Genomic DNA, 14,861 nt, shown 5'->3' with positions numbered 1-14,861 from the left:
CTTGGTCAGAGATTATTGATTTCAAAAATTAAATTGACCATATAAATCCTTTATTATTTTCTTCTAAAAATCTATGTGGGCTATGTGTCTATTTTGTAAGGTAAAATATCCTCAATGGTTAATCCCTAAACTGCCACAAATCATTTTCGCAGCTGTATCTGAAGCAGATTTGGTTCCTAATTTTTCTTTGATTTCGGTATAGCCATCCAAAATATCTGCCTTGTGAAGAATATTGGAAAGGATCAGGTTCAGTTCCTGACTGAGGTTATCAATGTTGTAATCATCTTGGATCAGTTCGGTTACCACTTTCCGGTCGGCGATCAAGTTCACCAAGGAGATAAACGGAACCCTGATAAGCCTTTTGGCGATGGCATAGCTGATACTAGAGGTCTTGTAAACGACCACTTGGGGAACTCGAAAAAGGGCTGTTTCCAAAGTGGCAGTCCCGGATGTAACAACAGCAGCATTGGCATGGTGAAGGAGGTCGTAAGTCTGATCGTATGTCACATTGATCCCGGCTTTGATCGCAGGTTCATAGAGCGCAGGGCCTAGATTGGTAACCCCTGCAATGACAAACTGCGCATTGGGAAACTTTTTGACTACCTGCAGCATGACCTGCATCATGTTGTCGAGTTCCTGTTTTCTACTGCCAGGAAGTAAGGCAATGATTGGACTGTAACTTAGGCTGTTCTTTTGATGGAAAAAGGGATGTGGTTCAAATTTGGCTATTTCATCCAACAAGGGATTTCCTACATATTCAATTTTAACTCCAAACTTCTCAAAAAATAACGGTTCAAATGGGAGAATTGAATATACCTGATCTGTGAACTCTTTTATTTTAAAAGCTCTTTTTTGGTTCCAGGCCCAGACTTTGGGTGGAATATAATAATGGACGGGGATGTTTTGCTTTTTCCCAAAAGCTGCCATTTTCATGTTGAAACCCCCATAATCCACTAGGATGAGGATGTCAGGTTTGGTGTCAAGAATATCTTTTTTGATCTGTGATAGGTATTTCAATACTTTTCTGAATCCAAACAATACCTCCACAAAACCCATGACTGCCACTTCATCATAATGGGCGCAGAGTGAAAGTCCTTCATTTTTGGAATAGTCTCCACCCATGCCACGAAAGGTAGCTTTAGGATCCAAGGCTTTGATGGCCCGGATAAGGTTGGAGGCATGGAGGTCGCCGGATCTTTCACCTGATATGAAGTAGTATTTCATTGTTGTGGTAAGAGGTGGGAGGTTAAAGGTGAGAGGTTAAAAGTTGAAGGTAAAAGGTGAGAGGTAAGGTAAGTTATTTGCAGAATTGGGAGGATTTATTGATAATTGAATTTAGCATTCTATTAATTGAAGCACAATCATTCAACACTTTGGTCAACTCTTCTTCTGATATCAGCTTAAGGTCGAATGCGATTTCGATCCAATGCTGTGTCTCCATGATTTCCGCATCAGCATCTGTCAACTTACTGATAAAATGTTTTTCATATCTTCTTTTGGCCCATGATTCTGCTATTTGAGCACCCACAGACCTTGACGACCTTCGGATTTGATCAGTAAGTGAATACATTTCCTCCTTTGGAAATTTTTTTGTTAACAAGAAAATATTCGAAGCCAAAGATCTTGACAAAATATAAACCTCCAGATTCTTGTAGTTGCTTACAAAGGTCATGAGCAAGTCTGTTAAATTAACTTATTAATTTAACAAAAAATAAAAGGATTCCAAATCAAAAAAAAATCTCAGATTCAGGGCTGACCCCACCTCTCACCTTTTACTTCTTACCACAAATAAAACTCAGCTTTTTACCAACCAAATTACTACTCCCCAAAGTACTCCACAAAATTTCTAGGGGTTTCGTAAAGAGTGAGTTTGTATAATTTTCCCCTAGGGACGATTAGGTTGACAGCGGGCTCAAGGATTTTCCAAAATTCCATGATGAGGTTTTCACAGCTTGCCATTTTGCCCAGCATAAAATCAACATCCACATTGAGGTTTTTGTGGTCCACTTTGTCTATGACCAATGTCCTGATCAAAGTGCTCAACTGCTTTAAATCCACCACAAAACCTGTCTCAGGATCGGGGAGACCTTTTACAGTGACTATTAGCTCAAAATTATGCCCATGCCAATTAACATTGGCACAAGGACCAAATACTGCTGTATTTTTTTCCTCCGACCAATTGGGATTCCAAAGCTTATGGGCTGCGTTGAAATGCTCTTTTCTACAAACGTGTACCATTCACAAATTCTAATGAGGTGCAAAAATACACAAAAAGTATAAGGATAGACAAATCTAATAAAGCATGAAAAAAACCCTTTCGGATCGAAAGGGTTTGATTTAAAAATTTATCAGGTATTGAGAAGTCTTACCAATCTGATGACATCTGATCTTTCTTTGATGTCCAAGGAATAATCCTTGATCAATTTGTTGACTTTCGGTGTGTCCGAACCAAAAGTTTCCTGTAGAAATTTCGGTTTGGTTTTCAACATGAGAGCATTACCATCTTTTACGACATATAGCTGCTCTACATTTTGGAATGCTTTGGACTTTTGGGAACCATACGCAGCATTGACGTCATCTCCCAAGGTTTTGAAATGGTGACTGATCAAAGTATATTCCCCATCTACCAAAATTTCAACAAATACATTCGATCCAATTTTAGGGATAGAATAACCCGATCTGAATTCCCGAGGTTTAGAACCTGTATTGAGAATAAATCCGGAAATTTTACTTGGAATAAATGCCAACAAGTTGCCGTCCATTTTCTGTTCTAAGGTGTTATCATACGCATTGAAGGCGATGATCATATTTTTTGCTGTATCCTTTTCCGAGAAAAGAATACTACCTACTTCAAAATCCAATAAGTAGGCAGACCCTTTGAATTCTGCATAAGGATTTGATGTTATAGGTCTCCCTCCTGAAGCATCATCTTTCAATAACTTCAACTGTGCCAATGCAGGATTACATAATCCAACAAAAAGCAATGCTATAATACTCTTTAAACTAAACTTCATCATTTTCAAAAGTAAAAAAAAAAGGCTGGTTCCCCAGCCTTTTTTCAAATTAATTTCAATTTTATTTAAGGTGCAGGATTAGGTCTTGTGATTCTAATCTGTACTCGTTTGTGATTCTCACTTGCAGGAATTTGAGCATTTCCCTCAAGTTCAAGCAATACGTCAACTGCTCCACCGATACGCCCTGTATTTGGGATGGTTACCACAGCGTTTGCAGTACTTGAACCGGCAGGTATTACAACAGATCCGGAAACTACAAAATCTGTTCCCGCAACACCGGTCGTTCCTTCAGGTACTATTTTATAAGTAATGGTTTCATCACTTGATTTATGCGCTGAAACTAGATTGACCTGAAGGTTGACAGTCCCTACTGTATTTGCTACAATAATCCTTGGATAGGTCACACCTGCCGCAGGAGCCCTAACTACGGCATCCTGAAATTCGACTACAGCTCCTGACCAAGTTGGGTAATTCTGCTCAATACAAGAGGAGAAGGCCAAAACCAAGGTAAATGATAATAATGCTAATATCTTTTTCATGTTCAATTCGATTTTAGTAGCCTCTGTTCTGGTTCAAATTAGGGTTACCATCAACTTCTCTTTGTGGGATAGGAGGAAGGATTTTGAAATCATCAAATGCCAAATTGACAACTGGCGTAGTTTTCACAACATCTCTACCATATCTTTTCAAATCAAACCATCTGTGGCCTTCAAATGCAAACTCTTTGAATCTCTCCAAAAGAATCTCATCCAATAATGCCTGACCTGTCAAAGCAACTGCAGGAAGACCTCTTAAACCTTTGAAAGCGTTTAATTCAGTCAATGCAGCTCCTTCGTTTCCAGGAATATGGTAGTTCGCTTCAGCCCTGTTCAAATGCATTTCAGATTTTCTGATCACAGGTACATTGTCTCCGTACGCAAATCCATTTTTGGAGGCAAATTTGATACTTTCGATCTGACGTCCTGCACCTCTTACAGTGTTTCCGGTGGTGTACAAGAAAGCCCTGATGTCTGAATTTCTAGTCACATCCCAGTTGTTATTATCAGTAGCAGGATTGCCAAGTTGAAGTTGAGTCAATCCAAAGAATCCTCTTACTCTTGCATTTGGGATAAAGTCACCCCAACCACCTTGAGAATTTTTGTTGGCAGTCAAGTTAAGAAGGGTTGTGTAGGAAGTTTGAAGAGACTCATTTACACCTATAGCTTCGGCAGGAATTGCAAACCTTACCTCAAACATAGACTCAGGATTTACTTCTGCTCTCCAGCCATTGATATAAGCTTGTCCAGACAAGACAGTTCCGACAGTACTTGCTAGCGCGGTAGTAGATTCAGCCACTGATTTTGCCCAATCACCTCTATATAAAGCTACCCTCGACAACAAAGCTGATGCTGCTGCAGATGAAGCAAAATAAGTACCTCTTGAAGTCAACAAAGTTTTAGCAGATTCAAGATCAGTATAGATCTGGGTATAAACCTGATCGATGGTTGCTCTTGAAGACTGACGGGACAATGCTGCATCAGAGGTAATTACTCCTTCTAATACCAAAGGAATACCGCCTTCGTCTGTTACCCCTGGGGTATAGATGGCAGTAGGGATGTAGGAATACACCTTAACCAAATCGAAGTAATACAAAGCTCTTAAGAACTTAGCTTCTCCTTCCCATCTTGCCAATTGTGCTGCAGATGCGCCTTGAACTGCCGGAAGAGCAGCAAGGATGAGATTGGCTTCATTGATTGCAAAATAACTGTTTGCCCAAAACCCTGCTCCAAAATGTGCATTGGGTTGGTTGTTATTTTCACCGATCAAACGACCAGAATTCGAAGTAGTCTGACCAACATCTGCTAAAGCATCTGAAAGCGCCAATAAGTCCCTACCATAATTAGAAACCGGTCTCAATCTCGCATAAACAGAGTTGAGTGCGGCTGATAGTGCATCGGGAGTATTCAATGCTCCGTTGGCATCGATAGATTGTCTTGGTTCAACTTGTAGTAGGTCATCGCAGGAAGTAAATAGGAAGGTTCCTGCAAAGACAAAGGATAAGACAATTTTATTTATAAATTTCATATTTTTCATTTCCTTAAGATGTTTAGAATCCGATTTGAACACCTATGGTATAGTTTTTAGTCATAGGAATCTGACCAGTACCTGCACCTACGAACTCAGGATCGTATCCCGGATAGTCTGTATAAGTCCAAAGGTTCAATCCCTGTGCATAAATTCTCGCTCTTGTCAATCCAAGATTTCTTACCAATGTCGGGCTGAAACTATAGGCAAATGTCAGCTGAGCTAATCTGATAAAGTCTGCTTTCAAAAGACCTGCAGAACCGGAATTTCGACCTGCACCTCTTGCCTCATTTCCTGCATTTGTAGTCAGGTTTCGAGGAATATCTGTGATCTGACCCGGAGTAGTCCATCTTCTGTCATGGACTTCTCTTAAAGCGTTCAAAGTAAGACGTGTACCATTTTCTCTTAAGAAAGAGTACTGACCGTCAGTGACTACAGCACCATATTCATAAGTAAAGAATGCAGTCAATTCAAATCCTTTATAGAAAAAGGTGTTGTTCAAACCTCCGAATGTGGTGGCCAAGTTAGAACCTTGATATTGTCTGTCAGCTGCCAATGGCAAATAGGTGATGTTTCCATTGATATCATACCACATTGGACGTCCTGTTGCAGGATTGACCCCGGCATAAGTCGCCGCAAAAAAGGAACCTGGTGCTGCAACGCCATCATTTTGAGGATTTCCAACAGGTTGCCCTACAGCAAGTCCCGGATTAGCAGGAAGGAATTGTAAATCATCATACAGGCTGATAATCTGGTTTTTGATATAGGTGAAGTTGAAGGAAGTGTTCCATCTGAAACCACCTTTGTCGATGTTGATGGTAGAAACTTCAAACTCAATACCTTTATTCTGCAATTCACCCACATTATTGGCTATGTCACTAAAACCATTGGTCCATATAATTGGCTGATCCAAAAGCAAATCTCTGGTTCTTCTGTCAAATACATCTAATGAACCTGTGATTCTGTTGCTTAAGAAACCATAATCAAGACCTAGGTTAAAAGTCACGTTAGATTCCCAACCGAGGTTAAGGTTAGCAAGTGAACTAGGTCTGATACCTGCCTGACCGGCATAGTTACCTCCACCACCGTAAAGTCCTCTAGCTGCGAAGTTTCCAATCTGATCATTACCGGTCTTTCCATAAGAAGCTCTCAATTTCAAGTCAGACACAGCCTCACTATTTTTCAGGAAGCTTTCCTCTACGATATTCCAACCTACTCTGATGGATGGGAACAAACCAAATTGGTTATTGGCACCAAATCTGGAAGATCCATCGTATCGGGCAGTAATTGTTGCCAAATATTTCTTCTTATAATCATAGCTTCCTGAGATGAAAGCACCAGCTCTTTTATAACCTGTCCAGAAACCCGAAATTGATTCCGGAGTGGCTGAGGATTGAATTGTTCTGAATTGGAATGTAGGAAAACCGATCCCTGCACCTGAAAGACCTTGTCTAGTCTCAGAAACATATTCCAAACCGAAGATCCCTGACACGTTGTGTACTGAATTGAAGGTTTTGTTCCAGTTCAAAGTCTGGGTAGTGATAAATCTTGTTCTCCAGTCAGACTGTTCAGAAGCTCTACCCACAACACCGGCACCATCAGGAGTCCTAGGATCCCTGTATGATTCACCCTGTAGCAACCTGTAATCCAGACCAAATAAGGACCTGAATACCAAGTTGTCTAGAATTTTGTAGTTAGCTACAATGTTACCAACCACAGTGTTGGTCCTTTGTAAACCTGAGTTATAAGCATTCACCAAAACAACATTTTGTCCCAAAACTCCACCTATTGCAGTGTTGAAAGTTCCGTCCTCGTTGTAGATTGGATTGTGAGGAAGCACAGCTGATGAGGAGAATGCAGGGTTACCTAAGAATGCACCACCTACGGCAAAAGGAATATTTTGTTGGAAAGTAGACAAGTTGATACTTGTTTCAATATTCAATCTTGGGGTGGCTTGATGTGACAATGCCAACCTTACTGTTCCTCTTTCAAAATCAACAGGCTTGAAAGATGATTCCTGGTAGTTGTATGAACCTGAAAGGAAGAAAGTAGTCTTGTCATCTCCACCTGAAACTGACAATTCATAATTTTGAATTTTTCCTGTTCCCATTACTTCTCTTTGCCAATCATAGGTTTGTAGTCCTTGACCAATAGCATCAAGATCAGCCGCAGTTAAGGTTTGCCAGTTTGCAGGCAAGCGGGCCATATTACTTAGGGTATTTGCTTCAGGAAGCGCATTACCTGAATTTATCCATGCTTCCTTCCTCATATTGTACCATTCGGAACCTCCCAAGACATCCAAATATTTCATCGGCTGTGTTTGGCCACCGAAGGCATTGAATTCAAATCTTGCTTTTCCCTGCTTTCCTCTTTTGGTTGTGATAATCACAACACCGTTGGCAGCCTGAGAGCCGTAGATAGCAGCAGAAGCAGCATCTTTCAGGATTTCCATTGACTCGATGTCATTAGGGTTTAAGAAAGCAAGCGGGTTGGATTGGGTAAATGAAGCATTAGACTGGTTGTTTAATTGAACACCATCTATAATAAACAATGGTTCATTACCAGCATTGATGGAGCCTACACCTCTGATACGGATATTGACCGCACCGCCCGGAAGACCATTTGCAGATCTTACCTGTACACCTGCCGCTCTACCTTGTAAGGCTCTGTCAAATGATTGCAAAGGAAGATTTGCAATCACATCTCCTTTTACAGAAGATACTGCACCTGTTACTTCCCTTTTTGGAGTGGTTCCATAACCGGTTACGATTACTTCTCCCAAACTCGAAATGTCGGGTTGCAATTCAATAACAATCTGAGTTCTATTGCCAAGGGAAATCTCTTGGTCAACAAAACCAGTGAAACTGATTACCAGGACATTTCTGCCATCTGGTACATTGAGTGAAAATTTACCATCCAAATCGGTGGCTGCACCGATTGTAGTACCTTTCACCAAAACTGAAGCACCTGGTAACGGCAGACGGTCTTCGCCGGATGTCACCGTTCCAGTCACTACACGACCTTGCGCAAATGCTGCTGCACCTACGAAAAGAAGCATTAGTCCTAGAAGTAAAACTTTCTTCATAATTTATTTTTTTGGTTTATAACGATTGTCCAATTTTATCCATTAACCTCGGATAATCCAAAATCATTTAAAAAATTTACATATGTGGCAACTGAACTATGGGTTAATAAAATTTTGATTTTTTACAAAAAATAAAATTTAAATTTATACAAATAGTATTTAACCCAATAGGTTAGGATATTTTGGGCTATTATCTGGGGGTTAACGAAATAAAATTATTTTTAACTTTTGTTAACATTATTTTCATAAGGATAAAAAAAGCATCGGTTCATTCTTTTATTTTCAATAATAATTAAAATGAGATAATATAAAATATAGTTTTGGTAATTAGGTAATAGATATACTTTTAATAATAAATTATAAAATTTTTCTAATTTTAACCTTTGTTTTAATAAAAGATTCTTTGTCAATATAAAATACCGAAAACTTACTCAAAACAGGTATTTATATCAAATTATCAAAAAATATCAAAATTTTAATAAGTCATTGAATCATTCTTAAAAATAATGTATAGACATATAACCTAAACATTACAAATCATATTAGTTATTATTTAATCGAGATGGTTACCCTCCTGTTGAGGGCCTTATTTTCAGCGGTATCGTTTGGACGTATCGGGATACGGTCTCCTTTTCCCTCCGTAGCCACCCGATTTTCGGGTACTCCTTTTTCAATCAAAAACCTTTTGACGCTTTCTGCTCTTCTTAAGCTTAGATTTTCATTATAAGCAGGGGTGCCTTGATTATCGGTATGACCGATGATGGTAATGACCACTTTAGGGTTTTCAAGCAAAAAATTATGAAGTCTTTTTAAAGAGCTGGAAGATTCAGGTTTGAGATCCGACTTGTCTAAATCAAAAAATATGTTTTCAAAAACGAATTCCTCTCCGGGAGCGATGGGCATCAAAGATACTTGAAGTTCTTTTTGGTTTTTGAGGTTATCTCTGTCCACGTTATAGATTTTTGGAAGGTATCCTTCTTTTTCTACATAAAGTCCGGAAAAAGATTTGTCAGGATAGAGCATCATAAATTCTCCTGTTTTGCCATCTGATCGGAATTCATAGAGGGTACTGTCATTGCTAAGGCTTACAAGCGATAGTCTAGCGTCTACCGGTTCGCCGGTTTTGCTGTTGAATACCTTTCCCTGGGTGACAATCAAGTTTTCACCGAGGGAAATTTCCTCAGGGAACTTGAATTTGTAGAGGTAGGAACGCTCCTCCTTACTTTCGTTGAAGGTGTTCTCTGTATAATAGGCATAATCTCTTTGGGCGGTAATAAAAAGTGAAAACTGATCCAAATGATCATTGATCGGATAGCCGAGGTTCTCGGGAGTGGTAAAAACTCCATTTTCCACCCTAGAAACAAAAATATCCTGTCCTCCAAAACCCCTGTGACCATTCGACGCAAAAAACAAGATTTCATTGTTGAAATATATAAAAGGAGAAACCTCATCTTTTGGAGTGTTAACCAAAGAACCAAGGTTTTTGGCTTCAGACCAACCCCCGTTTGGCATCCGTAGTGAATACCAAAGGTCCCTTCCTCCAAAACCTCCCCTTCTATTAGAGGAAAAAAACAGGATCCGTCCATCAGCAGATAAAGAGGGCTGTGAATCCCAAAATCGAGAATTCACTGATTTCCCCATATTTGAAGGTCTTTGCCAGGCATCATTGATCTTATAGGCGATATAGAGATCACAATCTCCCAATGAATCAGGCGTCTCGCAGGAAGAAAAAATCAGGATTTTCCCATCAGCAGATATGGTACAGGTTCCCTCATTGTAATTGGTATTGATGGTATTGGAAATACTTTCCGGTTCAGACCAAAGGCTGTCTTCTTCCGAAAACCGGCTGATGAATAAATCTTCGTGTTCGAAATTCTTCAGTCCGTCTCTCTTGACAAAAATAATTTTCTTGCTGTCGGCAGTCAGTACAGGAAAATACTGTAGTGAAAATTGATTTAAAGGTTCCGGAAGCTTTTCCTTTTTTATGGAAAGGGACTTTTCGAGTTGCTCTCCGATGAACCTCATCTGACTTTCTGTTTCCCTATAATCTATCCGCTGTTTGAAACTTTGGTCGAGCAGTGGATTTGCGCCCTCAAATTCTGCCAAAGCCTCTCCAAATCTTCCCATGGCAAGGTAGCAATGGACTTTGAGCCATTTGAATTCGCCTTTAATCTGGTTTTTTGCCTGACGGGCCCTAGCCTCTCCCTTTTCCGCCACTTCAATTGCTTCTTGGGGTTTTCCTTTGGTCAACAGGATTCTCCCCCATTTGATGTATGATTCCAAGAAACCAGCCTCCCTTTGGATGGAGGCTTTGTACTTTTCTAAAGCTTCGTCATACATCCGTTTCTGTACCAATTCATCGCCTTCCTGATGCATTTTGATCGCCTTATTGTCAATGATGGAATAGCCCTGACCAAATGATAGAGATATGAAAAAAAACAGAGCTAAACTAAGAAGGCTTATCTTCATGGGTTATGGGATATCCATAAATTTATGTGTTTGCAACGAGATTTTCCAATTTGGGTTGGTTTTTACATAGTCAATGACCCTATTTGTCATGGTTTCTCTTTTGCTCCACTCGGGTTGTAACAGTTTTTGACAGGTAGATTTTACCTTGGCAGCATGCTCCTCCGCAAATAAAAAATCCGAGTTATGATAGGCTATGACTTTCAATTCATCAGCTTTATCGTAAATACTTGGATGGGGTTTTTTGAATTTTTTTGGGGAAAAACAGACCCAATCAAATATTCCCGAAAAAGGATGTGCTCCCGATGTTTCTATGTGTATCCTGAATCCATTTTTCTTAAGCGTCGCAGTCAATGGACCGAGCTTATACATCAAAGGTTCTCCTCCTGTGATTACCACTGTTCGGCCGGGAAAGGTCATAGCTTGATTGACGATGGATTCCACAGAAAGTATAGGCCATTTTTCCGCTTCCCATGATTCTTTGACATCGCACCACACGCACCCTACATCACAGCCTCCGAGTCTGATAAAGTAAGAAGGACTTCCAGAAAACGTCCCTTCTCCCTGAATGGTGTAAAAAGCTTCCATTACAGGAAGCATCGTTCCTTCCGAAACTTGTAATTTGGTATTTTCCATAATTTTTGATGAAGCGGGTAATTGAACCGCTGGATTTATTATTGATTTTTGGTCTGCAAAGGTAGGGTAAAAAGGGAAGAATGCTAAGGATGAGAGAAATTGGAAGATTGGGGGATTGGAAGATTGGAAAATTGGAAAATTTTAGGTTTCTCTTAAATTGTCACCTCAAAGGATTTTTTCCATCACAAATCGATTTCCATTTTGATGTCGCACCTTCCATACTTTCCACATTCGGGAGGTGTTTCTTTGAATCCAAACTTCCGGTACAAGTTCAATGCAGCTTCCAATTTGGTATTGGAATAAAGGACGACCTTTTTGGCTCCCATAGTTTTAGCCTTATCCAAAATTGAGGTGGCTAGTAACTGGCCAACTTTTCTACCTTGGGCTTGAGGGATAACGGCCATTTTTATCATTTCAAATATTCCTTCTGCTGATTTGGAAAGCCCTACCGTACCTATTATTTCCTCTCCTTCCTTGGCAAAAATGATCGCTCCACCCTTATTTAAGATAATCTCTTGGGGGTTGAGGAGCTGTTCAATATCAAATGGTTCTAATGAAAAATACTTTTGAACCCATGCTTTATTGATTTTTTCAAAATAAGGCTGGAGGTCGGGGGAATAATCAATGATTTGGACCATGAATACTTGGCAATAGATTAGGAAGGATTAGAAAACTTAAGAATAGAATTATTGGGATAAAAATAAGAAAAGCCTGAAAGGTTTCCCAATCAGGCCTGAATGATACACTTCAATCTCAAAAACAAAATTATCAGAAATTGAGCTGTACTTGTTTTCCGATTTTATCTTTTTGTTCGAGTTCAAGTAATTTAGATTTTCTCCAAAGACCTCCTGCATATCCTGTAAGCTGACCAAACTGTCCAACGATCCTGTGACAAGGAAGCATAATCAAAATCGGATTTGCACCGACTGCAGTTCCTACTGCTCTTACTGCTTGTGGATTACCTAGGTTGTTTGCGATTTTTTGGTAAGAAACAGTCTGCCCAAAAGGTATTTTATTTACCTCCATCCAGACCTTATGTTGGAAGTCCGTTCCACCAAGTGCAACAGGAACGTCGAATGTCTTGAGCTTCCCTTGGAAATAAAGTCCAAGCTGAATCCAGACATCCATCAAAATCCCATCAAACGAATCGTCTGTGGGATCTTGATCAGAAAATTTTAAACTGACTAAATATCCGTCCCAGGCATCTGCCTTGACATTCCCAAGTGGGGTTTCAAATACCGCAAAGTCTCTCATATTTACTGATCGTTTAAGGTTATTACTCCATTAGTCAATAAACATTCCCGTAATCTTAGACATACAACGATTTAAATCCTGTTTTGTCTTACAAAATCCTCTTTTATTTAAAAAACAATTTAAAATTTGGGCGATATGAAATTTATAAAAAAAAGAAAATAAATGTGCACGTTTTTCAAAATAAAATCTTTAAAAGGTTCAGACAATCATCAGTCGGAACTTCCAGACCTCCCTAATTGACCTGAGATCGACCTCAAAAGGTTTGAATATCGGATTAGAAGAACAAAGTAATAATTTTTCATTTTCCTTAACAATATTGTAGGCAATTTTAAATGTTATGCCTTCAGAATCGGTCAAAACCACATATTTTTCTCCGTCCTTGATTCTCGTCCAGTCATCGACATATTCGCACACAATCCAAGCCCCATCAGGGATGGGAAGCATCGAATCCCCATCAATCTGAAAAACGCGGTATTTTTTATCCTGCGGCAAAAACGGTAATGTAAACCGTGGAAGCTCACCGATAAATTCCGGATCTGAAAATCCGGCGAGATAACTTGCTTTCACTTTTTGGGAAACCACTTCGATCAGTTCTTTTCCTTCAGCATCTACTGTTGTTGCTAATATTCTAAGGTTTTTACCTTTCAAAAAACGGTCGGTATCCAGCAATTCACGCAATTTAAATTCTGAAAGTTCTTCCAGATTTTTTCTCAAAAGCAAATCAATAGATACCCCAAGGTAATCCGCAATCATAAGAAGCGTTTCCAAAGGGGGGTTGATGTTCAGCTCATAGCCTGCAAGCTTGGACCTACTGATCCCGATAGATGCTGCCATCGTTTCCTGGGTAATGGATTTCTTCTTCCTCAGGATTTTTATGTTAGAGCTTAGATGCATCTTGATTTATTTTATCTGAAACCAAACATTGGGGTATATTTTCAAAAATACCCCTTTTGTTAAAATTATAAACACCTTAATGATGGTTATTTAAACAATTTGGAAAAAATGCAAAAAAAAAGCCCCGCTGAAAGCGAAGCTTGTACCAGGAGCGGGAATCGAACCCGCACGAGATTGCTCTCACAAGATTTTAAGTCTTGCGTGTCTACCTGTTCCACCATCCCGGCATTCTCTAACTTGTTAGAGATTTCAAAATTACCAAAAACAACAAAGCCCTTCTGCAAGGGCTTTTTGAGCGAGAGACGAGATTCGAACTCGCGACCCCGACCTTGGCAAGGTCGTGCTCTACCAGCTGAGCTACTCTCGCAATCAATATTTCAAATAAACGGTTTGTTCTCTACCTCCCGATAGCTATCGCGGATGAGCTACTCTCGCATTCAATTTTTCAAGTTAACGACCCATGTACTAGCTCGAAAAAGCTATCGGGTAAGCCACTCTCATTATTTCATTAAATCTGACAAAAACCTTACGCTTTTGTCTTTTGTGAGTGCAAATGTAAAGCAGTTTTCCAAAATAGCAAAAGTCCATCGTTAAAAAATTTTGTCTTTTACCTGTTATCATCTCATAAAAATTGATAATCAGGCATTTATTTCAATTTATTGGAGATGAGAATTTTCATCAAATCATTGGAGTTCTTCGCCCCCATTTTTTTCAATATTTTTTTTCTGTGGGTAAAGACCGTATTGATCGAAATGAACATCCTGTTGGCAATTTCCTGTGAATCAAGCCCCTCCAATAATAATAAGGCTACTTCTTTTTCTTTCTTTGATAGATCGAGGTCTTTTCTTTGGGGCGTATCCTTTTGATGCACCACTTTGGCACCATCATCCCTGACATAGGAATAGCTCCAATCGTATCCCTTCAGGTGCTCATTATTCGTGATCAAAAGTCCGATATGTAGGTCATAAATAAAGTTTCCCTTTTCATCAATCAGGTAAGGTTTGGCTTTGGTAAAAAACCAGATTTCCTTTTGACTGATCTTATGAATCCACCGAAGTGTATAGGACTGCTCAAAGGTTTTTTTCTCAGTAATGCTTGCCTGCTGGAAAACCTCCAAAAATAGATTATTAAATGCAACATGTTCTTTTGCATCTTCCGGGTGCAAGGCCGAAATCACTCCTGCAAGTCCATTTGCTCTCAAAAACTCTGCAGAATGTCCACTTAGATCCTCAATATTTTCAGTAAAAAACGGAAGACTCATATAGCGGTAATCAAAGCAGCCTATGATAATCCCCTCTTTCATTCCGATGCTGTTGCTGATTTTTTCCAAATCCCTTATAAGCCCATCCTCATCAGGGTGGGGGATGAATTCTCTGTCATTTTTATATGAAAAAAATTCCGATAACTTATTCTGATTTCTTAATTCTTCCAGTAAAGAAATATCCATA

At 39.4% G+C, this 14,861-nt stretch carries 13 protein-coding genes and 2 tRNA genes; all 15 read right to left on the bottom strand.

The genetic code is table 11. The annotated features are described in order from the left end of the window. Positions 1-111 precede the first annotated feature (111 nt). Entirely contained in the window at positions 112-1,224 is a 1,113-nt protein-coding gene (lpxB, locus tag M3O96_RS18740) for a lipid-A-disaccharide synthase (protein WP_249723072.1), read from the bottom strand. Between the two features lie 73 nt (positions 1,225-1,297). Then, positions 1,298-1,672, bottom strand: a complete 375-nt coding sequence (locus tag M3O96_RS18735; RefSeq protein WP_283774041.1) for a four helix bundle protein — start codon at positions 1,670-1,672, stop codon at positions 1,298-1,300. Between the two features lie 146 nt (positions 1,673-1,818). After that, positions 1,819-2,238: a 6-pyruvoyl trahydropterin synthase family protein gene (locus M3O96_RS18730; RefSeq protein WP_249723071.1), complete on the bottom strand. Its 420-nt coding sequence runs from the start codon at positions 2,236-2,238 to the stop codon at positions 1,819-1,821. Between the two features lie 110 nt (positions 2,239-2,348). Continuing rightward, the gene (locus tag M3O96_RS18725; RefSeq protein ID WP_249723070.1) at positions 2,349-3,017 is read right to left on the bottom strand and encodes a hypothetical protein; all 669 of its coding nucleotides are present in this window, start codon (positions 3,015-3,017) and stop codon (positions 2,349-2,351) included. A gap of 62 nt (positions 3,018-3,079) precedes the next feature. Next, a complete protein-coding gene (locus tag M3O96_RS18720; protein WP_249723069.1) occupies positions 3,080-3,553 on the bottom strand; it encodes a DUF4843 domain-containing protein in 474 nt (157 codons plus the stop codon). 13 nt (positions 3,554-3,566) lie between these two features. After that, entirely contained in the window at positions 3,567-5,087 is a 1,521-nt protein-coding gene (locus tag M3O96_RS18715; RefSeq protein WP_249723068.1) for a RagB/SusD family nutrient uptake outer membrane protein, read from the bottom strand. Positions 5,088-5,100: 13 nt separating this feature from the next. After that, a complete protein-coding gene (locus M3O96_RS18710; RefSeq protein WP_249723067.1) occupies positions 5,101-8,163 on the bottom strand; it encodes a SusC/RagA family TonB-linked outer membrane protein in 3,063 nt (1,020 codons plus the stop codon). 549 nt (positions 8,164-8,712) lie between these two features. Further along, the gene (locus M3O96_RS18705) at positions 8,713-10,632 is read right to left on the bottom strand and encodes an OmpA family protein (protein ID WP_249723066.1); all 1,920 of its coding nucleotides are present in this window, start codon (positions 10,630-10,632) and stop codon (positions 8,713-8,715) included. Positions 10,633-10,635: 3 nt separating this feature from the next. Continuing rightward, entirely contained in the window at positions 10,636-11,265 is a 630-nt protein-coding gene (locus M3O96_RS18700) for a 7-carboxy-7-deazaguanine synthase QueE (protein WP_249723064.1), read from the bottom strand. Between the two features lie 182 nt (positions 11,266-11,447). After that, the gene (locus tag M3O96_RS18695; RefSeq protein ID WP_249723062.1) at positions 11,448-11,903 is read right to left on the bottom strand and encodes a GNAT family N-acetyltransferase; all 456 of its coding nucleotides are present in this window, start codon (positions 11,901-11,903) and stop codon (positions 11,448-11,450) included. A 130-nt stretch (positions 11,904-12,033) separates the two neighbouring features. Continuing rightward, positions 12,034-12,519 (bottom strand): methylated-DNA--[protein]-cysteine S-methyltransferase, encoded by a 486-nt coding sequence (locus tag M3O96_RS18690; RefSeq protein ID WP_249723061.1) that lies wholly within the window; start codon positions 12,517-12,519, stop codon positions 12,034-12,036. Between the two features lie 198 nt (positions 12,520-12,717). After that, positions 12,718-13,413, bottom strand: a complete 696-nt coding sequence (locus M3O96_RS18685; protein ID WP_249723059.1) for an XRE family transcriptional regulator — start codon at positions 13,411-13,413, stop codon at positions 12,718-12,720. 143 nt (positions 13,414-13,556) lie between these two features. Next, a tRNA-Leu gene (locus tag M3O96_RS18680) sits at positions 13,557-13,640 on the bottom strand. Between the two features lie 67 nt (positions 13,641-13,707). Further along, positions 13,708-13,780 (bottom strand) — tRNA-Gly (locus M3O96_RS18675). A gap of 279 nt (positions 13,781-14,059) precedes the next feature. Beyond that, positions 14,060-14,860 (bottom strand): helix-turn-helix transcriptional regulator, encoded by an 801-nt coding sequence (locus tag M3O96_RS18670; RefSeq protein ID WP_249723057.1) that lies wholly within the window; start codon positions 14,858-14,860, stop codon positions 14,060-14,062. Position 14,861: the final 1 nt, after the last annotated feature.

The sequence above is a fragment of the Aquiflexum sp. TKW24L genome (genome assembly GCF_023502205.1).
Lineage (GTDB): Bacteria > Bacteroidota > Bacteroidia > Cytophagales > Cyclobacteriaceae > Cognataquiflexum.
The sequence above is the reverse complement of the archived record's forward strand: the minus strand, read 5'-3'. Positions and strand labels throughout refer to the sequence as shown.